This window comes from Ensifer sp. 38_S197 (assembly GCF_056924495.1).
Genome location: NZ_JBXOVZ010000002.1, coordinates 3,549,134 through 3,572,356 on the forward strand (window position 1 = coordinate 3,549,134; position 23,223 = coordinate 3,572,356).

20 protein-coding genes and 1 pseudogene are annotated in these 23,223 nt (G+C 64.2%); 2 read left to right on the forward strand and 19 right to left on the reverse strand.

The features are described 5' to 3' along the window. Nucleotides 1–68: 68 nt before the first annotated feature. The 19 genes and pseudogenes from AC1Z3V_RS30265 to AC1Z3V_RS30355 form a co-directional block, all read right to left on the reverse strand. Nucleotides 69–1,352 carry a low temperature requirement protein A gene (locus AC1Z3V_RS30265; protein ID WP_483503629.1) on the reverse strand — a complete coding sequence of 428 codons (1,284 nt, stop codon included), beginning with the start codon at nt 1,350–1,352 and terminating at the stop codon, nt 69–71. 214 nt (nt 1,353–1,566) lie between these two features. Then, nucleotides 1,567–2,010: a D-erythrulose-4-phosphate isomerase gene (gene derI / locus AC1Z3V_RS30270; protein WP_483503631.1), complete on the reverse strand. Its 444-nt coding sequence runs from the start codon at nt 2,008–2,010 to the stop codon at nt 1,567–1,569. 43 nt (nt 2,011–2,053) lie between these two features. Next, nucleotides 2,054–2,821, reverse strand: a complete 768-nt coding sequence (locus tag AC1Z3V_RS30275) for a triose-phosphate isomerase (RefSeq protein ID WP_483503633.1) — start codon at nt 2,819–2,821, stop codon at nt 2,054–2,056. Next, complete coding sequence (locus AC1Z3V_RS30280; protein WP_483503635.1) at nt 2,818–3,597, reverse strand: DeoR/GlpR family DNA-binding transcription regulator; 780 nt, start codon at nt 3,595–3,597, stop codon at nt 2,818–2,820. The genes AC1Z3V_RS30275 and AC1Z3V_RS30280 overlap by 4 nt, the downstream gene beginning before the upstream one ends. A gap of 100 nt (nt 3,598–3,697) precedes the next feature. Continuing rightward, nucleotides 3,698–4,636, reverse strand: a complete 939-nt coding sequence (locus AC1Z3V_RS30285) for a sugar phosphate isomerase/epimerase family protein (RefSeq protein WP_483503637.1) — start codon at nt 4,634–4,636, stop codon at nt 3,698–3,700. Between the two features lie 12 nt (nt 4,637–4,648). Further along, a complete protein-coding gene (locus tag AC1Z3V_RS30290; RefSeq protein WP_483503639.1) occupies nt 4,649–5,494 on the reverse strand; it encodes a TIGR01459 family HAD-type hydrolase in 846 nt (281 codons plus the stop codon). Beyond that, nucleotides 5,491–6,777, reverse strand: coding sequence for an FGGY-family carbohydrate kinase (locus tag AC1Z3V_RS30295; protein ID WP_483503641.1), 1,287 nt, complete (start codon nt 6,775–6,777; stop codon nt 5,491–5,493). Before AC1Z3V_RS30295 ends, AC1Z3V_RS30290 begins: the two co-directional genes overlap by 4 nt. Beyond that, a complete protein-coding gene (locus AC1Z3V_RS30300; protein WP_483503643.1) occupies nt 6,774–7,826 on the reverse strand; it encodes a class II aldolase/adducin family protein in 1,053 nt (350 codons plus the stop codon). The genes AC1Z3V_RS30295 and AC1Z3V_RS30300 overlap by 4 nt, the downstream gene beginning before the upstream one ends. Nucleotides 7,827–7,838: 12 nt before the next feature. Continuing rightward, the gene (locus AC1Z3V_RS30305; RefSeq protein ID WP_483503645.1) at nt 7,839–9,353 is read right to left on the reverse strand and encodes a glycerol-3-phosphate dehydrogenase; all 1,515 of its coding nucleotides are present in this window, start codon (nt 9,351–9,353) and stop codon (nt 7,839–7,841) included. Between the two features lie 30 nt (nt 9,354–9,383). Next, nucleotides 9,384–10,047: pseudogene (locus AC1Z3V_RS30310) on the reverse strand (class II aldolase/adducin family protein). Between the two features lie 66 nt (nt 10,048–10,113). Beyond that, on the reverse strand, nt 10,114–11,151 hold the full coding sequence (locus AC1Z3V_RS30315; protein ID WP_483503647.1) for a 2-hydroxyacid dehydrogenase: 1,038 nt from the start codon (nt 11,149–11,151) through the stop codon (nt 10,114–10,116). Continuing rightward, nucleotides 11,148–12,725 (reverse strand): FGGY family carbohydrate kinase, encoded by a 1,578-nt coding sequence (locus AC1Z3V_RS30320; protein ID WP_483503649.1) that lies wholly within the window; start codon nt 12,723–12,725, stop codon nt 11,148–11,150. The genes AC1Z3V_RS30315 and AC1Z3V_RS30320 overlap by 4 nt, the downstream gene beginning before the upstream one ends. Next, nucleotides 12,725–13,849 (reverse strand): ABC transporter ATP-binding protein, encoded by a 1,125-nt coding sequence (locus tag AC1Z3V_RS30325; protein WP_483503651.1) that lies wholly within the window; start codon nt 13,847–13,849, stop codon nt 12,725–12,727. Before AC1Z3V_RS30325 ends, AC1Z3V_RS30320 begins: the two co-directional genes overlap by 1 nt. Continuing rightward, nucleotides 13,846–14,964 (reverse strand): ABC transporter ATP-binding protein, encoded by a 1,119-nt coding sequence (locus AC1Z3V_RS30330; protein ID WP_483503653.1) that lies wholly within the window; start codon nt 14,962–14,964, stop codon nt 13,846–13,848. Before AC1Z3V_RS30330 ends, AC1Z3V_RS30325 begins: the two co-directional genes overlap by 4 nt. A 3-nt stretch (nt 14,965–14,967) precedes the next feature. Then, on the reverse strand, nt 14,968–15,825 hold the full coding sequence (locus AC1Z3V_RS30335) for a carbohydrate ABC transporter permease (RefSeq protein ID WP_173517254.1): 858 nt from the start codon (nt 15,823–15,825) through the stop codon (nt 14,968–14,970). 10 nt (nt 15,826–15,835) lie between these two features. Beyond that, nucleotides 15,836–16,759, reverse strand: coding sequence for a carbohydrate ABC transporter permease (locus AC1Z3V_RS30340; protein WP_429806471.1), 924 nt, complete (start codon nt 16,757–16,759; stop codon nt 15,836–15,838). A gap of 325 nt (nt 16,760–17,084) precedes the next feature. Beyond that, nucleotides 17,085–18,527: an extracellular solute-binding protein gene (locus AC1Z3V_RS30345; RefSeq protein ID WP_483503655.1), complete on the reverse strand. Its 1,443-nt coding sequence runs from the start codon at nt 18,525–18,527 to the stop codon at nt 17,085–17,087. Nucleotides 18,528–18,648: 121 nt separating this feature from the next. Beyond that, complete coding sequence (locus AC1Z3V_RS30350) at nt 18,649–19,617, reverse strand: sugar-binding transcriptional regulator (RefSeq protein WP_483503657.1); 969 nt, start codon at nt 19,615–19,617, stop codon at nt 18,649–18,651. A gap of 273 nt (nt 19,618–19,890) precedes the next feature. Next, nucleotides 19,891–20,661, reverse strand: coding sequence for a helix-turn-helix transcriptional regulator (locus AC1Z3V_RS30355; RefSeq protein WP_483504181.1), 771 nt, complete (start codon nt 20,659–20,661; stop codon nt 19,891–19,893). Nucleotides 20,662–20,881: 220 nt separating this feature from the next. Here AC1Z3V_RS30355 and AC1Z3V_RS30360 point away from each other — a divergent pair, with 220 nt between their 5' ends. Further along, nucleotides 20,882–21,964, forward strand: coding sequence for an ABC transporter ATP-binding protein (locus AC1Z3V_RS30360; protein WP_483503659.1), 1,083 nt, complete (start codon nt 20,882–20,884; stop codon nt 21,962–21,964). Nucleotides 21,965–22,030: 66 nt separating this feature from the next. Next, nucleotides 22,031–23,191 (forward strand): polyamine ABC transporter substrate-binding protein, encoded by a 1,161-nt coding sequence (locus AC1Z3V_RS30365; RefSeq protein ID WP_483503661.1) that lies wholly within the window; start codon nt 22,031–22,033, stop codon nt 23,189–23,191. The last annotated feature ends 32 nt before the right edge of the window (nt 23,192–23,223 follow it).

The following is a 23,223-nucleotide window of genomic DNA, read 5'->3' on the forward strand; positions in this document are numbered from 1 at the left end:
TCAACCTCTGAACCACCTGAATCACCGCGTCAGCACCGAAGAACAAGCCGTTGTTTCGATTCGCAAAATCAATGCGTCGCCCCACCCTCATGCAGGCTGCGCTCCAGCGCCGCCATGCGGTGCCGGTGCCCCGCCACCTCGTAGCCGACGATGGTGACGACAGGCGCCAGCGTCAGGATGATCAGGCACGCGGCCATGTCGAGCCCGGCCATCGCCGCGGCTACGGAGGCGACCAACACCAGCGCCGTGCCCACGAGCAGCCAGAGATGCAGCCGGTCCGCCTGCTGCAGCAGATAGGCGTACATCGCGTAGAGAAGGCCGATGTAGAACGCGACGGGCACCGCGACCGTCAGCACCGTTGCGACCGAGCCGATATGCGCCTTGTGCTCGATATAGTAGGCCGCCACATGCAGCCCGGCGCCGGTTGCGACGATCGATGCGAAGATCGGCATGTGGCCATAGCCCCAGACGAAGGACCGCTTGAGACGGTGGTGGTGCAGGATTTCGGCGCTCGGCAGCAGGAAATAGATCCACCACATGCCGAAGGTGAGCCCCGTGCCCGCGAGGCAGACGAGCGCGACATCGAGGTTCCAGCCCTCGCCCTCGACCACCGCGGAGATCGAGGCAACCGTGCCGACCACCCCTTCCCCGAGCGCGATGATCGCGAGCAGCCCATAGCGCTCGGCGATGTGATGCGCATGCCAGGGCGTTCCGCCATACCGTATCTCGGCGATATAGGGACCGAGCATCTCGATCGCCGTCAGCACGACAACCATGGCAAAGGTCACCGCCAGCGAGAAATCAAAGAAGATCAGCACGATCCAGCCGAGTTGGGCAGCGCTGATCGCCTTCACATAGACCATGCACGCCTCGCGCCGCGCCGGGTCCTGCCGGCTGGCGCGCAGCCACTGGAAGACCATCGCCACGCGCATGACGACATAGCCGAGCACCATGACGCCGTTGTTGAGGTGCTCGCCCTTGTCGATCGACTCGAACATCGGCGGCAGGCCGATCGCCAGGATCAGGACGCCGACCATCTGCACCATGGTGACGCTGCGGAAGATCCAGTCATCCGTGTCGTAGGCCGAGGCGAACCAGCTGAAATTGATCCAGGCCCAGCAGATGGCGAATGTAGCGAAGCCGAAGCCGATCAGCCCGGCGATGAAGTGGCCCTCGGCGAAGAGATGCGCGAGCTGCGAGGCGGCAAGGCTGAAGGCGATGACGAAAGTCAGGTCGAACAGAAGTTCGAGCGTCGTTGCCGTCCTGTGATGTTCGTGCGTGTCGCGGCCCCTCATGCGCGAGACATGGTGATGCGCGCTTTGCTGCGGCCCGGTCGAGGTTGTTTCAGTCATGCGGCGGCGCCCTTCGTTTGACGATCCGCAAGAATGTTCAAATATTTACGGAAGCTTCGTCAAGACGACGGACAATCCCGAACATGAAAACGCCCGGCATTGCTGCCGGGCGTCTCGTCACGATGCCTGAGGGAGGATCAACGGGCGTCGCGAGAACTGTGATGCCTTGATATACGTGAGCGGGACGCGGGCGGAAAACCGCACACACTTTTCCTCATCCCGCTCTAGCAGCATCGAGACGGTCGATCGCCTCGACATTGCCGGCCGAGGGGCCGTTCGGGTCGAATTCGGACGCGAGCCAGGTATCGACGATCGACTTCGCCAGTTCCGGCCCGATGACGCGGGCGCCCATGGTTATGATCTGGGCGTTGTTCGACTTCGCCGCACGCTCGGCCGAATAGGTGTCATGCGTCAGCGCTGCGCGAATACCCGGCACCTTGTTGGCGGAGATGCAGACGCCGATGCCGGTGCCGCAGAACAGGATGCCGCGATCGTGCTTGCCCTCGACGACCTGCTGCGCCAGCTTCTGCGCGAGATCCGCATAGTAACCGGCCTGGCTGAGGTCCACGACCTCCACGTCGTCCCTGCCCGCAAGATGGGCGGCGATCACATCCAGCAGGGGCTTGCCGGCACTGTCCGCCCCGATTGCAATCTTCATGATTGTTCCTTTCCATTCTTGAGGAACTGCCGCTGCTGAAGGCTCAGATCGCCTTCGAGACACGCTGCAGAATGTCGAGATAGCCAGTGACGTCCCAGGCGGAGCGGCCGATGAAGAGGCCGTCGATATGCGCCTCACTGATCAGTTCTTCGCAATTGCCGGGATTGACGCTGCCGCCATAGAGAACCGGCACGCGCCTGCCGAGCGCCGCTTCCGCCACATCCGCGATGCGCTTGTGGCGCTCGTCGGTATAGTCCGATGTCGCCGGAATGCCGTTGACGCCAATCGCCCAGACGGGCTCGTAGGCAAGCAGGATCGTCGCCGCCTTCGCCTCGCCTTCGAGCAGCGCCAGGGCGCCCTCGACCTGGCGCTTCAGCACCTGATCCGCCTCGCCCGCCTCGCGCTCGGCAAGCGTCTCGCCGATGCAGATCAAGGGCACCAGGCCATGGCGCACGGCGGCCGCCGTCTTCAGGCCGACGGTGCGATCCGTCTCGCCGAAATGTTCGCGCCGCTCGCTGTGGCCGAGCTCGACTACATCAAGGTTGCAGTCTTTCAGCATCAGCGGCGATACCTCGCCGGTCCAGGCGCCGGCATCATCCCAATGCATGTTCTGCGCGCCGACCTTGACGCTGGTTGCGGCAAGCCGGGCCTTGACCTCACGCACCGCCGTGAAGGGTGGAATGACGAAGCGCTGGATGCGTTCGTCACGCGCCGCGTCCGCAGCCTTGAGACCGTCGGCGAAGACCATCGCCTCGGCCAGCGTCTTGTTCATCTTCCAACTGGTGCCGACCCAGAGCCCGGACTTGCTCATGCCTTCTCCTTGCGATTGTCGACCCTGACCAGCCGGATGCCGGCTTCATCGAGCGGCGCAGCGTGTTCGACCGCAACTTCAGCGCCGGTCAGCACCGCGTCGAAGGCATCGAGCCCGGTCAGGAAATGGAGCGCCGAGCGCCCGAATTTGTCGTGATCCACCAAAAGGTATTTGCGCTTGGCCGCCTTCACCATCAGGCGCTTGGCCTGCACCACTTCCTGGTCCTGGTGGAAGGCCACGGTCCCTTCGATCGCCGAATTCGAGAGAAAGGCGATGTCGACACGCAGCGACCGCAGCGCCTCGTCGGTGACGATGCCGAAGAAGCCGTTGAACTTCTTGCTGTACTGGCCGCCGAGCGCGATGACATTGATGCCCGGCGCGCCCGAGAGACTGGTGATCACGCCGAGATTGTTGGTGATGACGGTCAGCGGGCGGATGTCACGAATGCACTCGGCGATCGCGCCGGTCGTCGAACTGTCGTCGATCAGGATGCTCTGTCCCGGCTCAACCAGCCCGGCTGCATATTCGGCGATCCGCCGCTTCTCGACGGTGGCGATCTTCTCACGATAGCGGAAGTCGCTTTCGAATTGCGGGCTCGACTGGATCGAGGCGCCGCCATGAACCTTGCGCAGGAGGCCCGCCTGTTCGAGGTCGTCGAGATCGCGGTGCACCGTCATCTTGCTGACGCCGAAGCGCAGCGACAGGTCTTCGACGGACGCCGTACCGGCCTCCATCAGCACATCCATGATCGCCTGTCGCCTGTCTTCCGGCTTCATCGTCTCGGCCCCGATTTCACGCAGCCTCGGCCACGTTCACCGTGAGAAGATAACATCCATTTGTGATATTTCAATTTCCATTGCGTGATTTTGTGATCTTTTAATGTGATTTTTCTGTGCGATTGAAGCCCGTGTCGATGTAGGGCTCCCAGAATTCGACCGACTCCCGGATCATCGCGACGACGTTGCGGTCGGTCGGCTCACGCTCACGGAAGGAAAGCTCCAGGCAGATCTCGTTGTCGGTGCCACCGCCGGCCCTGACCGCGCCGATCAGCTTCTCGGGCGTGATGCGGCCGTCTCTGTTGTAGGCGGCGGTAAACGGCCAATGGCCGCCCTTGTTCATCGACGACTGCTTGATGTGGATGATCGGCGAACGCTTGGGGAACGCCCCGGCCCAGGCATAGGGGTCGATATCGTCAGGATTGTCGGAGGTGACGTCACCGTGGTCGATATCGACCATCATCTTCATCGGGATCGGGAGCTGGGCTTCGGCGAGCCGCCGGTCGAGCGCCCGGCATTCCTCGATCGTATGGCCGAACTCGCGGCCGACCGACATCGGTTCCCAGAAGACATAGGAGAGACCCGCCGCCTCGCCGTGCTCGGCGACCTCGCGCCAGCAGTCGATGGCGATCCGCATCATCTCCTCGCGCCGCGCCGGATCGTCGTAGTCCCTCAGGGTGAAGATCGCGAATTGCGTGCCCATGCCGGAAGCGCCGAGCTCGGCGGAGATATCGGCAAAGGTCTTGAACCAGTCGACATAGTAGCGCCTGACATCCGGGTCCGGATGGCCGAAATGGTTGAGCCTGCCATAGGGCCCGGTCATGCCCGAGGTGATCTTCACGCCGGTGCGGTCGAGCGCGCGACGAAACTGCCTAAGGGTCTTGGCGATCGTTGCCGCCGGCCAGCCGGGATTGACGAATTCGTGGGTGAGCTGCACGTAGCCGATGCGGATCTTCTCCGCGATCGTGTCGATCAGATCGTCGGGCTCTGCGAAGCGGTTGACCAGCGGATTGGTGTTGAGCGACAGCGTGAAGGCCACGATCGGCTCCTCTTACCAAGTAAATTTTGGAAGGATGAAGTCGGGAGCGGCGCCGTGCTCGGCAAAGAGCTTGCGCCGCTCTTCGTCTGAGGCGTGCGCCAGGATCCCCGTCGTCACCAGCACGGAATGGAGCCCTGCACCCGCCGCACCGGCAATGTCATGCTCGATGCTGTCGCCGATGGCGCAGACCCGCGTTGGATCGGGATGGCCAAGGAAATCGAGCGCTGACGCATAGATGTCGGCAAAGGGCTTGCCGATCCAGCGCACGCAGCCGCCAAGCTCCTCGTAGAGCTCGGCGATACGGCCGGCGCCGAAGGCCGTGCCCGTCTTCGTCAGCATCACCTTGTCGGGATTGGTGCAGAGACAGGGAACGCCGCGCCGCGCCGCCGGTGCCAGCAGCGTCTCGTAATGGGAAAGCGGATAGATGTCGCCCTCGCTCGCGGCCAGAAGCACGAAGTCGGCGTCCGCCCCGCTCGCCGTGCGTTCGAGGTCGAGCCCCGCCAGCGGCGAGAGGTCACCGTCGCGGCTGATGAGCAAACACTTGCGCCGCCCGCCGCCAGCACCCTCACCTTCCCGCTTGAGGATCTGCCAGGCGACCTCACCGGAGGTCAAGAACCAGTCCCAGCTCCCGGCGACGAAGCCGAGATCGACGAGGCGGCGGTCGTTTTCTGCCGAGCGTTTGCCCGAGTTGGAGAGAATGATGATGCGTTTTCCGGCGTCCTTCAGCCGCACCAATGTTTCGGCCGCACCCGGATAGGGACCGCGGCCATCGCGCAACACGCCGAACTGGTCGATCAGGAAGGCGTCGTAGCGCTCGGCAATGGCGCTTAGCCTGTCGATGGCTTGGGCTTCCGTCACAGCACACCTGCCTTTCTGGCACCGGCCAGCGCCAGCCGCGCCGTCCCGGCGGCGGCCTCCTCGGAGAGAACCGGCAGGAAAGGCACGCCGAGCTTGCGCGCCCGGATCGCCGTCCAGGCCGCATTCTTCGCACCGCCGCCGACGCTGCGCAGCGACCGGAGCGCCGGCCCGCCGAGTGAGGTCAACCGCCGATAGGCAAGGCTTTCGACCCCGGCGATGCCTTCAAAAATCGCCTTGAGAAAGGTCGCGTCATCGGCCGGCCGCGGGCTCATCCGCGGCGGAAAATCCGGATCCGCGACCGGGAAGCGCTCGCCCGGTTTCACCAGCGGATAATAGTCGAGCCCGGTGTCGACGGAAGGATCGATCTCGGCCGAAAGCGCTGCGATCCGCTCCGGCGAGAAATGTTCAGCCAGCACCACGCCGCCGGTATTGGATGCCCCGCCGGCCAACCACATCTCGCCGATGCGGTGACTGTAAAGCCCATATTCCGGCGCAAACAGCGGGCGGTCCGAGAGCATCTTCACCGTCAGTGTCGTGCCGAGCGCGCTGACGCCGTCACCCGGCTGATCGGCGCCCGTTGCCAGGAACGAGGCGCATCCATCCGTGGTGCCGGCAACGACCACGAGATCGGCCGATAGGCCGAAAGCTTCGGCAACCACGGGACTGATCGCCGCGACCGGCGCTCCGGCCGGCATCACATCGGGCAGCAGATCGACACGTGCGCCGGTCCTGTCGATCCACTCCGGCCACGACCGCGATACCGGATCGTAGCCGGTCTTCAGCGCGTTGTTCTCGTCGGAGACGTCATAAAGTCCGGTGAAATGTCCGGCAAGCCAATCGGCCTGATGGATCACCCGGAAAGTGCCGGGCACGGACTGAAAGGCGAGAAGCTTGGCAAGCCCGGATGTGGCGCCGTGGGCGGCGCTTTCGCGCGGCGCCTCGGCAGAAACCGCATCGAGAAGAGCACGATCGGCAACCGGGTCGTTGTACATCATCGGCGTTGCCAGCGGCGCGCCACTCTGGTCGACCGGCAGCATCGTGCCCGAGGTGCCGTCGATCGCGAGAGCACGAACCGTTTGCCTGTCGATGCCGCCGAGCGTTTCTTCGAGTGCCGCCTGCACCGCCTTCCACCAACCGATGGGGTCGCGATGGTCGTCGGAATAGGACGAGAGCTTCGCCGCACCCGATGCGACGACGACGCCATTCGAAGCCATCGCGACGGCACGCGCACCCGAGGTGCCGATATCGATGCCGAGGACGAGCTTGCGATCGTCGCCGCTCATTGCAGCACCTGCCCGGCGCGATTGAGCTGCTGGCGATATTTTTCCGCGTCCCAGCCGAGAAGCTCCGCGTTTTCGGCTTCCGTCAGGTAGCGCAGCCGCGCATCCGCCGGAATGCGTGCCGTCACATCGGCAAGACACCGCGCCATGGCGAAGGCTCCGGCGGAAATCTCCTTCTGCACCAGCACGCCCTTGCCGGGGAAAAGCAGGAGTGGCGGCAGGCTCTCGCCGGCGGCACGCGGCTTCTCCTCGATCGAAAGGGCAGTCTCGCCGGGAGCGGCCACCACGCTGCCCTTGCCGAGGAAGATCACATGGTCGGGATAAAGGCTGCCGCCGGCGGCAAGCCTGCAACTGTCGAGATCGGCCGCGACCGCATGCAGAAAAGCATCTTCCGGCAGCCGATAGTCGCTATCGACGGCAAGCCGCGAAAGCGCCGCGAGATCGGCGGTCGGCGCCTGTCGCCTCGGCCTGGTCAGACGGCGCGTGATGTCGCTCAAAAGGCTCGCCGCATCCGCCACGGTTTCGGCCGCGACGACGAGACCATGGTTGCCGAGGACCAGCACGGAAGTATTGTCCTGCAGGCGTTCGGCGATTGCCTTGGCAAGCGGCAGTCCCGGCCGGGCATAGGGCACGAAGACATGCGGGAAACCGGCAAGCTGCTCGGCGGCAATTGCCGCCCCGTTCGTCTGCACCGCCGTCGCGATCGTTTCGACGCAATGCACGTGCACCACCACCTTCTGTGGCATCAGCGCATGCACCGTCGTTTCGATCGAGGGGCGCAACCCCGAAGGGTTGCGCCCGGCAATGACAAAATCCTGGGCCTTCTCGGTCGCCGGGTCGTTGCGCTCCAGCGCATCGAGCAACGCATCGAGCGCCACCGGCACCATGACGTCGCGCTGGCGGGCGTGCGTCAGCCACAGGCCCGAGGCCTTGATCCAGAGCGTGCCGCCCTCCTTGATCGAGGTGTTGCCACCCGCCCCCTGCACCAGCAGCGGATCCGATCCGACGCGGGCCGACAGATCGAGAAGCGCTTCGAATTCCAGACTTCGCATCCCGGTTCTCCTTCAGGCCGCCGCCTGCTGACGCTCAAGCCAATGGGTGAAGGCCTGCCGCTCGGCCGGCGTCATGTGCAGGCCGTGTTTGGTCCGGCGGTCGAGAATGTCGTCCGCCGTCCGCGCCCATTCGTTTTCGATGAGGAAACGCGCCTCGCGCTCGCGAAGGTGCGGGCCGAAGGCCGGCCCGAGATCCTCGAGCGCGGACGCGCCGGCAAGCAACGCATGCGTCCGCGTGCCGTAGAGCCGCGCATAGTGCTTGGCGAGGTCGGCCGGCAGCCAGCGGTAGCGTGCCTTGAGATCGCCGAGGAACTGCTCGAAATCGGCATCCGCCATGTCGCCGCCGGGCAGATGCGACTTCGCCGTCCAGGCCGGCCCCATTTTCGGGAAGAAGGGCTTCAGCCGCTCCAGCGCATGTTCGGAAAGCTTGCGGAAAGTCGTGATCTTGCCGCCGAAAACCGAGAGCAGCGGCGCCTGACCGTTGGCCGCATCGACCTCGAAAATATAGTCGCGGGTGACGGCCGAAGGATTTTCGGCATTGTCGTCATAAAGCGGCCGGACGCCCGAGAAGCTGTAGACGATATCGTCCGATGTGAGCTGCTGCTTGAAGTAGCGGTTCACTGACTTCAACAGATAGGCGATCTCGTTGTCGTCGGCGGCCGCGTCCTCGGGCCGGCCTTCATAGGGGATGTCGGTCGTGCCGATCAGCGCCAGGTCATTCTGATAGGGGTTGATGAAGATCACCCGCTTGTCCGGGTTCTGCACGAGATAGGCCTGCCGCCCCTCCCAGAATTTCGGCACGACGATGTGGCTGCCCTTGACGAGGCGCACGCTGCGGCTCGAATTCAGCCCGCCGATCCGGCCGATGACGTCGTTGACCCAGGGGCCGGCGGTGTTGACGACGCAGCGCGCCTTCACCTCGGTCTTCACGCCCGTGCGCGTATCGGTCATTTCGATATGCCAGAGCCCGTCGCGCCGGCGGATGGCGCTGCAGGCGGTGCGCGTCAGCACCCGGGCGCCGCGGGCGCGGGCGTCGAGCGCGTTCAGGACGACGAGGCGCGCGTCATCCACCCAGCAGTCGGAATATTCGAACGCCTTGCGGTATTCGCGCTTGATCGGTGCGCCCTCGGGCGCGGTCGCAAGGTTGAGGCTGCGGGTTCCCGGCAGGCGCTTGCGGCCGCCGAGGTGGTCGTAGAGGAAGAGGCCGAGCCTTACCAGCCAGGCCGGCCGGTCCGCCGGATTGTGCGGCAGCACGAAGCGCATCGGCCAGATGATGTGCGGCGCGGATTCCAAGAGCACTTCGCGCTCGATCAGCGCCTCGCGCACCAGGCGGAACTCGTAATATTCGAGATAGCGCAGGCCCCCATGCACGAGCTTGCCCGAGCGCGAGCTCGTCCCTTGCGCCAGATCGTCCTTCTCGCACAGGAGAACCGAGAGCCCCCGCCCGGCAGCATCACGCGCAATGCCCGCGCCATTGACGCCGCCGCCGACGACGAACAGATCATATACTCCGGTCTCGGGATTCACGTCGTCACTCCTTCGAATTCACGTCGCACCTCAGGCAGCCTTCGTCTTGTCCTGCAGGCCATAGGTGGAGAAGCCCTCGATTACGCCGGCGATTTCCGCTTCCGGCAGGACCACCGGGCCGCCGATCAAGAGCGTGTGGTAATATTGCTTGGCGATCGTCTTCGAGCTCGACTGCCGCCCACATCGCCTTCTCCAGGCTGGCGCCGGTCGCGATCATGCCGTGATTTGCCATCAGGCACGCCGCACGGCCCTCAAGCGCCCGCAGCACGCTTTCGGACAGCGCCTTGGTGCCGTAGCGCTCGTAGTCGGCAACGCGTACGTCGTTGCCGCCGAAGGCCGCGATCATGTAGTGGCAGGCCGGGATCGGCTTGCGGGCAATCGCCAGAATGGTCGAATACATCGCATGGGTGTGGACGACGGCGCCGATCTCCGGCCGAGCACGCAGGATATCGAGGTGGAACGGCCACTCGACCGAGGGTTTCTTCGGCCCTTGCCAAGCGCCGTATTCGCCATCGATCGGCATGGCGACGATCATGTCCGCCGTCATCTCGCCATAGGGAATGCCCGAGGGCGTCACCAGCATCGTGTCGCCGTGGCGCACACTGATATTGCCCGACGTGCCCTGATTGAGGCCGATGGCGTTCATGTGACGGCAATGGTCGACGATCGACTGGCGCAGTTCGTGTTCTTTCATGGCGAGTCCTCTTGGATTAGAGCGGGATGCGGGCGGAAAACCGCACACACATTTCCTCATCCCGCTCTAGCAGGGATGAACCGGCGGCAAGCCGGCGATGTAGCGGCGGACTTCCTCGGCGGCCATTTCGGCGGCGAAGGTGACGGTGCGCACCGAGGCGCCGGCGATATGCGGTGTCAGCGTCACATTCGGAAGCTTGAGCAGCGGCCAATCCTCCGGCACCGGCTCCACGGCAAAGGTCTCCAGCATCGCCGCCGAGAGATGGCCGCTCACCAGGTTTTCGTAGAGCGCGTCATAGTCGCAGAGCGGTCCGCGCGCCGTGTTCACGAAGATCGCGCCCGGCTTCATCTTCGCAAAGGTATCGGCATTCATCATGTTCCGGGTCTCCTCGGTCACGCGCGGATGCAGCGTCACGAGGTCGGAACGCGAGAGAAGATCGTCGAGCGCCACCTGCTCGACGCCGGCGTTGAGATCGTCGGCACTCAATTGGACATAGGGATCGTGCACCAGCACCTTGGTGCCGAAGGCGCGCAGCAAGCGCACCACCTTGGTGCCGATATTGCCGTAACCGATGACGCCGACGGTCATTTCCGAGAGCTCGCGGCCGGTGCGGTCGGCCCGGTAGAGATCGCCGCGCCATTCGCCCCTGCGCAGAGCCTCGTGGCCCGTCCGGATCAGCCGGGTCTCCGAGAGGATGGCGCCGAGCGTGAATTCGGCAACCGCGCTTGCATTGCGGCCGGGCGTGTTGACGACGCGCACACCCGCATCGCGCGCCGCTCCCATGTCGATGTTGACGGGGCCGCCGCGCGAGACGGCGACGAGCTTCAGGCCGGGCAGCGCCTGAAGCATTCCCCGGGACAGAGGCGCAAGCTGCGTCACCAGGATTTCGGCGTCGCCGATAAATTCGACGATATCCTCGGGCTTGCCGAGATATTCCTTCAACCCGTCCATGCCTTCGACGGCATAACCGTGTTCCATCGGCACGTCCGGCCAGGGCAGTTCGAGCGTGCGGATGTCATGGCCGTTGCCGATCGCCTCGACGATCTTGTCGCGGAAGACGTCCGGCAGCATGAACCGGTCGCCGATAATGGCTATCTTCTTCATTTCGGTCTTTCCTGTTGATTTCCGGCGTCAGCACCTTGGGAGAGTGCGTGCCAGACGGGTCTGAGCGCTGTTCGCGACTGCTGGTAGGCGGGGAAGAGTTCGTCAAAACGGCGGGCAAGCGCCGGATCGGCGGCTTCCGCCGGTCGCTGATAGGGGGTGACCCAATCGCCGAGGCAATCGGCCATCGTGGGATAGATGCCGAGCGAGACGGCGGCGATCATCGCAGCACCCGCTGCCCCCGCCTCTTCCCGCTCGCTTGTCTGGACACTGGCGCCGAGCGCCGCTCCGAGGATGCGGCGGAGCGAGGCGCTGCGCGCGGCACCACCCGTCAGCCGGATGCGCGCCGGAAGCGGCCCCATCTCGGCGTAACAATCGCGCGCCGCCATGGCGAGCCCGTCGAAAACCGCCTTCACCATGTCGCCGAAACCGTGGGTTATCGAGAGCCCGACGAAGGACGCTCTCGCCGTCGCGTCGACGAACGGCCCGCGTTCGCCGGCGTCCGAGATATAGGGCTGGAAGATCAGCGGCGTGCCCTTGGCATCGGCCAGCCAGCCATCGACATGAGCCAGCAGTTCGCTCTTCGATTTTTCGACCCCCATGCCCTTCAGCAGGCCGGATGCGACCGACAGGATCCAGTCGATATTGAGCGTCGCCGCCATGTTCGACTGCATCTGCGCATAGGTGCCTGCTATCGGCATGCACATGGTGTAGCCGGTCAGATCCCGATTCAGCCGCACGTCGTCGGCGCCATTGGCGAGCCGCATGTGCATGCCCGTCGAGCCGATGATCGAGCAGCCGGTATCGGTACCGGGATCATAGAGCCCGGCGCCAAGCGCGGTGCAGACGACATCGACGTAGCCAAGCACAACAGGCGTGCCCTCCGTGAGGCCCGTGGTCCTTGCAGCTTCCGCCGAGAGCAGGTGATGGGTCGAGGCACCATCGACGATCTCGGGCAGCACATGCTTCAGCTTTTCGAGGCCGAGGAAGGCGATGACATCGTCGTTGTAGGTGCGGGTGCGGAAGTCGCCGAAACTGAAATTGGCCTCGGACGGATCGGTCGCCCGTTTGCCGGTCAGCTTGAAATAGAGCCAGTCCTTGCAATGGAACGTCGTTGCGACGCCGTTCAACATCTCGGGCGCATGGTCGCTCATCCAGCGAAGCTGCGGCCCCTGCTGGCAGGCGGCAAGGCCCGCGCCGGTGCTTTGAAAGCGGGCGATATCGCCACTGTCGGCGCGAAGCCGCTCCACCGTCTCACCGGCGCGCGCGTCAAGCCACAGCCAGCCCTTGCCGACAGGCGCCCCCGCCTTGTCGATCATCCAGGTGCCATCTCCCTGACCAGTGACCGCGATGGCGGCAACGCGGCCGGAGAGGTTCTCGATCTTGTCGGAGAGCTGCTTCAACGTCGTTGCCGCGTCCGCCCAGGTGCGCTCGAGATCCTGCACGCTGCCGGCGCGGCCGACGGCCTCATAGGCGTTCGGCAGCGCCGCCATGGCGAGCTGCCGGCCGCGAAGGTCGAAGGCCACCGACTTGATGACCGAGGTGCCCGCATCGATGCCGATGAGGATGTCCCGCATCAGGCAAGCTCCTGTCCATGGCTGATCGCCCGGCCGCTCTCGCCATCGAAGACATGCAGGCTCGACGGATCGAGATGGATGCCGATCGGCTGGCCGACATCGAGTTCGGTGCGGTCGTGCTCGACCAGCACCATGGTACCGCCGGCGAAATCCGCGGCGATATGGGTCTGGTCGCCGAGCCACTGGTTGACGGCGACACGGCCTGTCACGCCGTCGGCGCTGCGGCGCACCGAATAGGGCCGGATGCCGAGCACCACCTTCTGCCGCTTGACCAGCGCATCGCGCACCGCATGCGAGAAATCGGAGGCCGGGTATTCGAGCCGCACGCCGTCCTTGAGGCCGAAGGCGACCTTGCTCTCCGAGCCGGAAACGCTGGCCTCGAACACGTTCATCGGCGGCTCGCCGACGAAGGTGCCGGTGAAGAGATTGGCCGGACGCTCCTTGATCTTCTGCGGTGTGTCGAACTGCTGCAGCACGCCGCCTTCCATGACGGCGATGCGATCCGCGAGCGCATTGGCCTCGGTCTGGTCGTGGGTAACGAGGATCGCCGTCAGACCGCGCTCCTTGATGTAATGCTTGATCCGGCCGCGCAGCAGCGCCCGAAGCTGCGGCTCCAGTTGCCCCATCGGCTCGTCGAGCAGATGCAGGTTGGCATCGCGGATCAGTGCCCGGCCGAGCGAGGCGCGCTGCTGTTGGCCGCCGGAGATCGAGCTTGGATAGCGCCCGAGAATGTCCTCGATTTCGAGCAGCTTGGCGATGCTCGCCACCTTCTCATCGACGACGCCCTGCGAAAGTTTCGACGCCTTCAGCGCGAAGGCGATGTTCTCACGCACCGTCAGCGGCGGATAGAGCGAATAACCCTCGAAGGCCATGGCGACGTTGCGGCGCACCGGCGGCAGGGTCTGGACCTCTTTGGCGGCAAGCGAGATCGTGCCGCGCGACACCGCCTCGAAGCCGGCGATCATCCGCAAGGTCGAGGTCTTGCCACAACCGGACGAGCCGAGCAGCGCGATGATCTCGCCCTTGCGCACATCCATGTTCAGCTTCTTTACGGCGTGCACGCCGTAGTCGACGGGGCCGTAGAACTTGTCGACGTCCTTGATCAAAAGAGCGGTGTCGGTCATGCCGCTTCTCCATTGCGCTTGGCTGCGAGGTCGGCGCGCGGCAGCAGAACGCCGCTCGCCTTGTCGAAGAGAAAGGCCTGGCTGCCATTGACGGCAATATGGGCCGGGCCGGCGGTTGGACCAGGCGTACCGGCCGGGCGCGACACCAGGATTTCGCGGCCGCGGACGGTCAGCGCCAAGGTCACGGTCTTCTCGTTGAGAGGCGTTTCCGCCTCCACCGTGACAGGGATGGCGCCGGGTGCCGCGGCGTCGACGAAGCTGATCGTTTCCGGACGCAGGCCGAGAACGCACTGCCTGCCGACGACATCGCCACCATAGTCGGCAAGCCGCACCCGGACATTGGAAAGCTCGACGAAGACGCCCTCGCCGCTGCGCTGCGGCGTAACATCAAGCAGGTTGATGGTGGGGTCGCCGAAGAGCCGCGCAATCTCGATATCCGAGGGCGAGTTGTAGATCTCCTGCGGCGTGCCGATCTGGCGGATGCGGCCGGCGGCCATGACCGCGATCCGGTCGCCGAGCGCCATGGCCTCCTTGTAATCCTGGGTGACGTAGACGACCGTTGCCCCTTCGGCGGCCAAGAGCCGCGGCAGCTCCAGCCGCATCTCGAAGCGGAGCTTGGCATCGACGTTGCGCAAGGGATCATCCAGCAGAAGCAGCGGCGGCGAGCCGACCAGCGCGCGGGCAAGCGCCGTGCGCTGCTTCTGGCCGTTGGAAAGCGCCTTCGGGTGATGGCTCAGCACATGGTCGATCTTGAGGAGCTTCGCGACCTTCTGCACGCCGGCCGCGATCTTCTCCTTCGGCGATTTCGTTGCCGTCAGCGGGCTGGCGATATTGTCGAAGGCGCTCATGTGCGGGAAGAGCGCGAAGTTCTGGAAGGCCATGCCGACGCCGCGATGTTCGGCATCGACGTCGGTCATGTCTTCGCTGCCGATCAGCACCCGGCCCTCGTCCGGCTCGATGACCCCGGCCACCAATCTCAGCAGCACGGTCTTGCCGGCGCCGGAGGGGCCGAAGAGCACCAGCCGCTCGCCATCGGCGACGTCGAGCGTCAGGTCGTCGAGAACCGTCTGGCTCTTGTAGCGCTTGACGATATTCTTCAGTTGCAGCGTGGTCATGATTTATCCCTTCACCGCGCCGAGCGACAGGCCTTCGACGAGGTAGCGCTGGGCGTAGAGTGCAAGTGCGAGCGTCGGCGTGACCGAAAGCACGATGGCCGCGGCGATCTGCCCGTATTGGATGCCCGAGGACGTGACGAAGGCGAGCGCGCCCACCGTCACCGGCTGCTTGTCGGCGGAGGCCAGCACCAGCGCGAAGACGAAATTGTTCCAGGCGAAGATGAAGGCGAGCAGGCCGGCAGCGGCAATGCCGGGTCCTGCCAGCGGCAGGGCGATCTTGCGGAAGGTCGCAAACCAGGAATGACCGGCGATGCGATAGGCATATTCGACGTCGGCCGAGATATCCTCGAAATAGCCGCGCACGATCCAGAGGATGAGCGGCAGGCAGATCAACTGATAGACCCAGATCAGGCCAAAGTAAGTGTTGGAGAGCCCGAGCCACTGGAAATACTGCGTCAGCGGCAGGAGTACCAGCAGCGGTGGCGCGAAGCGGAAGGACAGCAGCGTGAAGGCGATGTCTTCCGAGCCCCTGAACTTGTGGCGGGCGAAGGCATAGGCCGCGGGCACGCCAAGCACCAGCGAGACAGCAACGGAGGCAACCGACAGGAAGATCGAGTTGCCGAGATTGCTCATGAAGGCGATGTCGAGCGTACCGGCGGCCGTCTGCAGCTTGCCGGTGATCAGCGCCGCATAGTTCGAAAGCGTTGGTGTGAAGATGACCGAGGGCGGGATGGCGAGGATTGTCTCGTTCGTCTGGAACGACATCAGGAAGATCCAGAAGATCGGGAACATGAAGAAGACGACGACGAGCGTGAGGGCGAGACCGCGCAGGGCCCGTTCGAGCGGAGACATGGTTTCCATTGGAACCTCCTTACGCTTCGCCGCGAGCGCGTTCGCGCAGGCGCAGCCAATTCTTGATAAAGACGTTGGACAGCGTGTAGGTGATCGCCCACAGGATGATCAGCAGCGCCGCCGAACGGCCGACATTGGTCGACTGGAAGAAATTGAGATAGGCCTCGACCTGGAAGACGGTGAGCGTGTTGCCCGGCCCCCCTTGCGTCATCGCATAGATGATGTCGAACTGCTGGATACTGTCGAGCAGCCGGAAGAGCGTCGCCGTCAGAATGTAGGGGGTCAGCATCGGCAGCGTAATGCGGAAGAAGACGAAGCTGCGCGGCACGCCGTCGAGGGCTGCCGCCTCGAAGGGCTGGGTCGGCAGCGAGCGCAGCCCCGCAAGCAGCAGGATCATGATGAAGGGCGTGTAGACCCAGATATCGACGAGCACGACGGTAAGCAGTGCCGTGTCCGGCGAGGACGCCCAGCGGAAATCATGCAGACCGATGAGGCTTGCAAGGTAGCTGAGAATGCCGAAGCTCGGATTGGTCATCAGCTTCCACATCAGCGCGGCGAGCGCCGGCGCGATCATCAGCGGCAGGAGCAGCATGATCGAGATGAAATTGTTGACCGCCGAGCGGCGCTGCAAGAGCAGCGCAATGCCGAGACCGAGCAGCAGCTCCAGCGTCACGGTGATGCCGGCATAGAGCAGCGATACCTTGAGCGTGTTCCAGAAGGCCGGGTCGGTGAAGAAGTTGAGGTAGTTTTCGCCCCAGTTGAACTGACGGCTCCAGGGCTGGCTCAGCCGGTAGCGCTGGAAGGAATAGACCACCGCCGTGAAGAACGGGATGAGGATGCCGATGCAGACGAGCAGCGCCGGCAGGCTCAGCACATAGGGAAGCATCTTCCTGCTGATCCTGAAGCCGGAGGCCGGTCTGCGAAGGGTTTCTGTTGAAGCCATGTCGAGCTCCGTTCCTGAAGTCTTGAAGAACGCACGCGGCACGCGGAAGCTCGAGCCCGCGCCAGTCCTCGGCATCTCAGGTTGTCTCTGGAGCCGGCGCCTCGCGCCAGATCGGCTCCCACGTTTTGGCTTCCGACGACCGGGATCGTCGCAAGCCGGCCATGACAGGCATCTCGGAATGCCCGGCGCCACTGGAGCGCCGTGCGTTCGTACGAACGCACGAAGGACGCTCTAGCACTTTGATTCTAGAGCATCTTTCTGCCTCGCGTGGTTCCACTTGAGGGGCAGGATGCTCTAGGGCGCCGGGCATCGCTTGGGAGGCCTATCAGCCGAGACCCGCCTCTTGCAGCTGGCGGTTGATGCTTTCTGCGAGCTGGTCGAGACCTTCGTCGACCGGCACCTGCTTGGCGACCATCTTCTGCAGCGTCGCCGCCCATTCGGTGGTGACGTCGAAGAACAGCGGCTGCGGCGTGAACTTGATGGAGGCGCCGGCGGCCGAAGCGTCGAACATTTCGACATAGCCCGGATAGCTCTTGTTCAGCTTCTCGCGGAAGATCTCGTCCTTCCAGATCGACTGGCGAACCGGATCGACGAAGTCCATCTTGGTGGCGCCGAACAGCGCATGCTCCGGACCGGAAGCCCATTGCAGGAAGTACCAGGTGGCGTCCTTGTCCTTGGAGAAGTTGGACATGGCGAGCGACCAGATCCAGATGTTCGGGGTCGAGGCCGTGGCTTCGGGGTTGGCGGCAAAGGCGGCATAGCCGAGCTTGCCGGCCATCTTGTTGTCGCCGCCGTTCATGAAGTAGCCCAGGCAATCGGCGTCGAAGATCATGGCCGAGGCGCCGGCGCCAAGGTCGGTGCCCACCTGGTACCAGGTATAGGTCGACCAGTCCTTCGGGCCGCTTTCCTGGATCATCTGCACGAACTTGGCGTGGTAGGCCTTGGATTCGGCGGTGTTCATCGCCGCCGACAGCTTGCCGTCGGCCGAGACGTTCAGGTCCTTCTGGTTGAAGTTGGCATAGCCCGACAGGAAGCCCGGATGGATCGTCGCCCAGGAGCGCGAACCACGCACGCCGATGCCGTAGATGCCGCCGATGTCCTTCTGCAGCTTGGCCGCGACCGCGATCATGTCGTCGAGGTTCTTCGGCAGTTCGACGCCGGCCTTGTCGAACATCTCGCGGTTATAGGTGATGTTGTTCTGTTCGAACGCCCACGGGATGCACCATTGCTTGGCATCTTCCGAACCCAGCGCCCCGCCCGGCTGACCGTTCCAGGCGCAGGAGTTCTTCACGCCGACGAGGAAATCGTCCCAATTGTAGTTGGGGTTGGTCTTGGTCGGATCCTTGATCCATTCGTTGAGGTCGGCGATCCAGCCGGCCGGACCATAGGTCCAGGTCATGTAGGCGCCGGTCATGAAGGCGTCGTATTCGGCCGAGCCCGACGACAGCGCCGCCGTCACCTTGTCGAAATAGACGTCTTCGGGAAACACGTCATAGGTGACCTCGATGCCGGTCAGATCCTTGAAGGCCTGCAGGTTGGCGATCATCGCATCGGCGTAGGGGTGCTTGTTCAAAAGCAGCTTCAGCTTCTTGCCGGAATGGGCCTTCCAGTCGAAATCGGCGGCCAGCGCCCGGGTCGACATCATGTTGAACAACGTGCCGGCCGTGCCGGCCGTCAAGCCTGCCGCGCCCAATCCCTTGAGCATGCCGCGGCGGTCCACCTCCCCACGCAGGAACGCGCTGATGAGGTCCTTCTCCTTCTCGTACATTCGTCTTCTCCTCCGTTGCGGGTATGATTGCAGTGCCGGCTACCCCACCGGTATTCCTCCCTTTGAGACCTGGACGGCAGATCCTCCCTGCCCTCCCCATGGCCTCGAATGTCTCAGCGCCTCATGCGCTGTGGGCGGCCAGCGCCCGTGCGGTCCGCTCATCGGTGATGAGGCCGCTCAGGTGTCCGCTGCCAAGCACCGCGCGAATGGCCGGCACCTTGATCTTGCCGCCGGCAACGGCAACCGCGCGGCGGTTCTTCAGGTCCTCGCGGCTGAGCGTGAAGGTGCGGTCGGATAGCGCCGTTTCGACCGGCGCCCCATCCTCGTCGAAGAAGTGGCCGAGCAGTTCGCCCATCGCCCCGCCCTTCTGGATCTCCTCGATCTCGCTGGTCTCGATCATGCCGGTCGAGACCAGCGACGCCTCGCGCTCGACGGTTCCGATGCCGACCATCAGCAGGTCGGCGGTCTTGGCGAGATCGAAGACCTCGCGCACGCCGCGCTGGCTGAAGAGCACGTCGCGATCCTCGACCGTGTTGGCGAAGAACGGCACCGGCATGACATAGGCTTCCGCGCCGGTGCGCTCGGCGAGCCGGTGAATCACGTCATGCGGATTGGCCGAAAACTTGCGGGTCAGGCCGCCGAGCAGCGAGACGAACCGGGTGTTGCCGCTCGCCATGCGCGGCAGATATTCGACGCAGGCCGCGAGCGTACGGCCATGGCCGACGCCGACCAGCGCCGTTTCGCCGCGTTCGATCTCGCGCTTCAGGAACTGCGCGCCGGAAATGCCGAGCGCCTTCAGCGGCAGATCGTCGGAATCGAAGTCCGGCACCACCTCGCAATAGTCGAGGCCGTAGCGCGCCGAAAGCGCCTGTTCGAGTTCGACGCATTCGGAGACTTCGCCGTCGATATAGACCTTCACCAGCCCTTCCTGGTTGGCCTTCATGATCAGCCGATGGGCTTTCAGCGAGGTGAGACCCAACCGCTTGGCAACCTCGGCCTGGGTCAGGCCGCCGGCATAGTGCAGCCAGGCCGCCCGCGTCGCCATGCTGGTCTCGTCATCCCGAATGCCTGCCCCACCGATGATCGTCATTGTCTCCACCCGCGTCTCTTGTTGCGCTGCATGATATTTTTTGCACCGCGTGATATTTTTATCCGCTTATGAAAGAAATTTCATGACCTGAAAAAAATGTCAAGAGCGATCGACAAAGCGACCGTTCACGTTTGTGGAGGAGAGCGGATGGAAGCGCGCTGCCGCACGACAGTGGGGCAGCGAAGAGCCGGCGAGGAAAAAGACTTTGAATGGACGCGCTGACGGTCCGCGTCCCTTACCGGCGTGGCGGCCGGAGGTGCTAGAGCGCGCCCGCTATTGCCCGAGGTTTCTCAGATAGAGCGACAGCAATTGCGTCTGCGAGGAGATGCCGAGCTTGCGGTAGACGTTGCGGCGGTGGACCTTCACCGTGCCGGTGGAGATGCCAAGCCTGAGGCCGATCGATTCCGACGAATGGCCCTGCAGCACCAGTTCGATGATCGCGGATTCCCGTTCCGTCAGGTTCAGATGCTGCCAGACGCCATCGGCCGGCGGATGCGTCGCCTTGCGGCGGCTGCGGCCGTTTTTCGCCAGCGCCGCATCGAATTGCCGGCCGAGACCCGCCCAGTGGTGGCGCACGAGGCCGGAGACCAAGGGCTCGACCTTCTTCAGCAGCGCAAACTCCGCCGCGCTGAACGGTCCCGTCGCCTCGCGCCGCATCAAGGAGAGCACGACGGTGATCTGCTCGTCGAGCGGCACGAAGAAGCCGACCTCCTCGGCAAGCCCCGTCTGCACGTAATAGGTGCGGTAGTATTCCGACGAGAAGAACCGGTCGGGCGCGAGCTCGCGCATCCGCCAGACGCCGGGCTTGCCCTGCGACGCCGCATGGTAGAACGGATCGAGCAGATAAGGCCCCGCCTGGTAGAGGCTGACGAAGAGCACATGGTCCTTGGCGTTGAAGGTGCTGTAGAGATCGATCGGCCGTTCCTTGCCGCGATAGGCGAAGACGACGACATAGTCGAAAGTCATCAGCATCGACATCAACCGCCGATAGGTGGTGCCGACGGCCTCGTCTTCCAGCGGCGCGCCCGTCACCAGCGGCGCCATGACCTGAAAAAGTCCTTCGAGATCGACGCTCAAACCGCTCCCCCGGTCAATGCCTGCCGCTTCAGGGGTATACTCCTCACACAGAGCTTCTCACGTTGAAATACCTCTCTCGGGGTATATACCGGCAGGCCACGCGGTGACTAGGCTGCGTGTCAATGACGGTGGAGTGCCGGGACGGGAGATTCCTGGCGACATCCGATAACAACCGCAGGGAACAGACGTGACATCCGCTTCGACGAACGACATCGAATTCCGTTCGGTCGCCAAACGCTATGGCGCCGTGACGGCCGTATCGGACATCAATCTCGAGGTGCCGCGCGGCGCCTTCATGGCGCTGCTGGGCCCCTCCGGCTGCGGCAAGACCACGTGTCTGCGCATGATCGGCGGCTTCGAGCAGCCGAGCGAGGGCACGGTCTTCATCAGCGGCGAGCCGATGAACGGCGTGGCCGCCTACCGCCGCCCGGTCAACATGGTGTTCCAGCACTATGCGCTGTTCCCGCACCTCGACGTCGAGCAGAACGTCTCCTACGGCTTGAGGCAGATGCGGCCGCGCATCGCCGCCGGCGAGATCACCCGGCGCGCCCAGGAATCGCTGGAAATGGTGCGGCTCGGCGGCTTCGGCAAGCGTCGCATCCACGAAATGTCCGGCGGCCAGCAGCAGCGCGTGGCGCTTGCCCGCGCCATCGTCAACAAGCCGAAGGTGCTGCTGCTCGACGAGCCCTTGGCGGCCCTCGACAAGAAGCTGCGCACCGCCATGCAGATCGAGCTGCAGACGCTGCAGCGCGATCTCGGCATTACCTTCGTGCTCGTCACCCACGACCAGGAGGAAGCGCTGTCGATGAGCGATTTCGTCTGCGTCATGAATGCCGGTCGCATCGTCCAGGTCGGGCCGCCGCAGGAAATCTACGACCGCCCGGCGAGCCTCTTCGTCGCCGATTTCGTCGGCAAGACCAACCGGATCTCCGCCACCGTCGACGGCAATGCCTCGGTCCAGTTTGCCAACGGCGCCCGCTTCGCCGCCCCGGCGGTCAACGGCACGAGGGGCGCTGCCATGGTGGCCTTGCGGCCGGAGGCGATCCACCTGACGCGCAATGGCGCCGCCAACGCAGACACGCTCGCCGGCACCGTCACGCACCGCATCTTCCTGGGGTCGGCAGTCGAATATTCCGTTGCGGTCGACGGGCTCGGCGACTTCCTGGTGACCGCCGACCGCCGCACGCTCGGCGACGGCGAGCTCGTCGAACCCGGTGAAAAGGTCGGCCTCGCCTTCGATCCGAATGCGCTGCACGTCTTTCCAGCCTGAAATCTCTTGCCGCCTAAGACCGGCGGCACCTTCGCATGTACGTCAAACGATAAAGGGAACAGCGTCATGAGCAAATGGTACAGAGAAAATGCCCCTATCACCGCCGATCAGCTCGCCGACGAACTGATGCGCCTGAAGCGCGGCTCGGTCACCCGCCGCCACTTCCTCGGCGTGACCGGCCTCGGGCTTGCGACCGCGGTGCTCGCGCGCCAGCCGGGCCTCTTCAACTCCACCGCCTTTGCCGGCGACCTCGGCACGCAGATGTCGATCGCCACCTGGCCGAACTACCATGACCCTGCGACCTTCGAGGCCTTCCAGGCGACAACCGGCGTTGCCGTCGAGGTCAACGTCTTCGGCTCGAACGAGGAGATGCTGGCGAAATTGCAGGCCGGCGGCACCGGCTGGGACCTCTTCGTTCCCACCAACTACACGATCTCGACCTATGTGAAGCTTGGCCTCATCGACGAGCTCGATCTTTCCAAGCTGCCGAACTACGACGCCTCCACCGAGACGGCCCGCTTCACCAACGAAGGCATCGTCGATGGCAAGACCTATGCCGTGCCGAAGAACTGGGGCACGACCGGCATCGCGGTCAACTCCGGCAAGATCAAGAAGCCGGTGACCAGCTGGAAGGACTTTTTCGAGATCGCCATGACCGAGGCCGACGGCCGCGCCATGGTCCACGACTACCAGCTCACCACCATCGGCAATGCGCTGGTCTCGCTCGGCTACTCCTTCAATTCGATCAAGCCGGAGGAACTCGCCAAGGCCGAGGAACTGCTGATCAAGGTGAAGCCGCATCTCTACGCCATCAACAGCGACTACCAGCCGTCGATGCGCGCCACCGATGCCTGGATGACCATGTGCTGGACCAATGACGGCGCCCAGCTCAACCGCGACATGCCGGAAATCCAGTTCACGCTCGGCAAGGACGGCGGCGAGATCTGGTCGGATTTCTACGCAATCCCGAAAAGCGCCGCCAACAAGGCGGCCGGTTACGCGCTGCTCAACTACCTGATGACGCCGGAAAACGCCGTCAAGGAACACATCGCCAACGGCGCACCGACCACCGACAGCCGCGTTCTGAAGCTGCTGCCGGCCGACGTCACCGGCAACAAGATCGTCTATCCGGACGAGGCAGCGCTGACGCCGCTCGAATTCGGCGCCGCCGTCACCCTCACCGACCCCGGCCGCGCCGAGCTGATGGCGCGCTTCAAGTCGGCCTGATCTGCCATCCGACTGTCCCACGCGGAAAGGGA

Excerpts from the sequence above, each read along its gene's own strand:
- AC1Z3V_RS30265 (WP_483503629.1), bottom strand. The coding sequence starts at position 1,352 with ATGACTGAAACAACCTCGACCGGGCCGCAGCAAAGCGCGCATCACCAT.
- AC1Z3V_RS30365 (WP_483503661.1), top strand. The coding sequence starts at position 22,031 with ATGAGCAAATGGTACAGAGAAAATGCCCCTATCACCGCCGATCAGCTC.
- AC1Z3V_RS30295 (WP_483503641.1), bottom strand. The coding sequence starts at position 6,777 with ATGAGCGGCGACGATCGCAAGCTCGTCCTCGGCATCGATATCGGCACC.
- AC1Z3V_RS30345 (WP_483503655.1), bottom strand. The coding sequence starts at position 18,527 with ATGTACGAGAAGGAGAAGGACCTCATCAGCGCGTTCCTGCGTGGGGAG.
- AC1Z3V_RS30340 (WP_429806471.1), bottom strand. The coding sequence starts at position 16,759 with ATGGCTTCAACAGAAACCCTTCGCAGACCGGCCTCCGGCTTCAGGATC.
- AC1Z3V_RS30315 (WP_483503647.1), bottom strand. The coding sequence starts at position 11,151 with ATGAAGAAGATAGCCATTATCGGCGACCGGTTCATGCTGCCGGACGTC.
- AC1Z3V_RS30300 (WP_483503643.1), bottom strand. The coding sequence starts at position 7,826 with ATGCGAAGTCTGGAATTCGAAGCGCTTCTCGATCTGTCGGCCCGCGTC.
- AC1Z3V_RS30330 (WP_483503653.1), bottom strand. The coding sequence starts at position 14,964 with ATGACCACGCTGCAACTGAAGAATATCGTCAAGCGCTACAAGAGCCAG.
- AC1Z3V_RS30320 (WP_483503649.1), bottom strand. The coding sequence starts at position 12,725 with ATGCGGGACATCCTCATCGGCATCGATGCGGGCACCTCGGTCATCAAG.
- AC1Z3V_RS30355 (WP_483504181.1), bottom strand. The coding sequence starts at position 20,661 with ATGGCGCCGCTGGTGACGGGCGCGCCGCTGGAAGACGAGGCCGTCGGC.
- AC1Z3V_RS30325 (WP_483503651.1), bottom strand. The coding sequence starts at position 13,849 with ATGACCGACACCGCTCTTTTGATCAAGGACGTCGACAAGTTCTACGGC.
- derI (WP_483503631.1), bottom strand. The coding sequence starts at position 2,010 with ATGAAGATTGCAATCGGGGCGGACAGTGCCGGCAAGCCCCTGCTGGAT.
- AC1Z3V_RS30275 (WP_483503633.1), bottom strand. The coding sequence starts at position 2,821 with ATGAGCAAGTCCGGGCTCTGGGTCGGCACCAGTTGGAAGATGAACAAG.
- AC1Z3V_RS30350 (WP_483503657.1), bottom strand. The coding sequence starts at position 19,617 with ATGACGATCATCGGTGGGGCAGGCATTCGGGATGACGAGACCAGCATG.
- AC1Z3V_RS30335 (WP_173517254.1), bottom strand. The coding sequence starts at position 15,825 with ATGGAAACCATGTCTCCGCTCGAACGGGCCCTGCGCGGTCTCGCCCTC.
- AC1Z3V_RS30280 (WP_483503635.1), bottom strand. The coding sequence starts at position 3,597 with ATGAAGCCGGAAGACAGGCGACAGGCGATCATGGATGTGCTGATGGAG.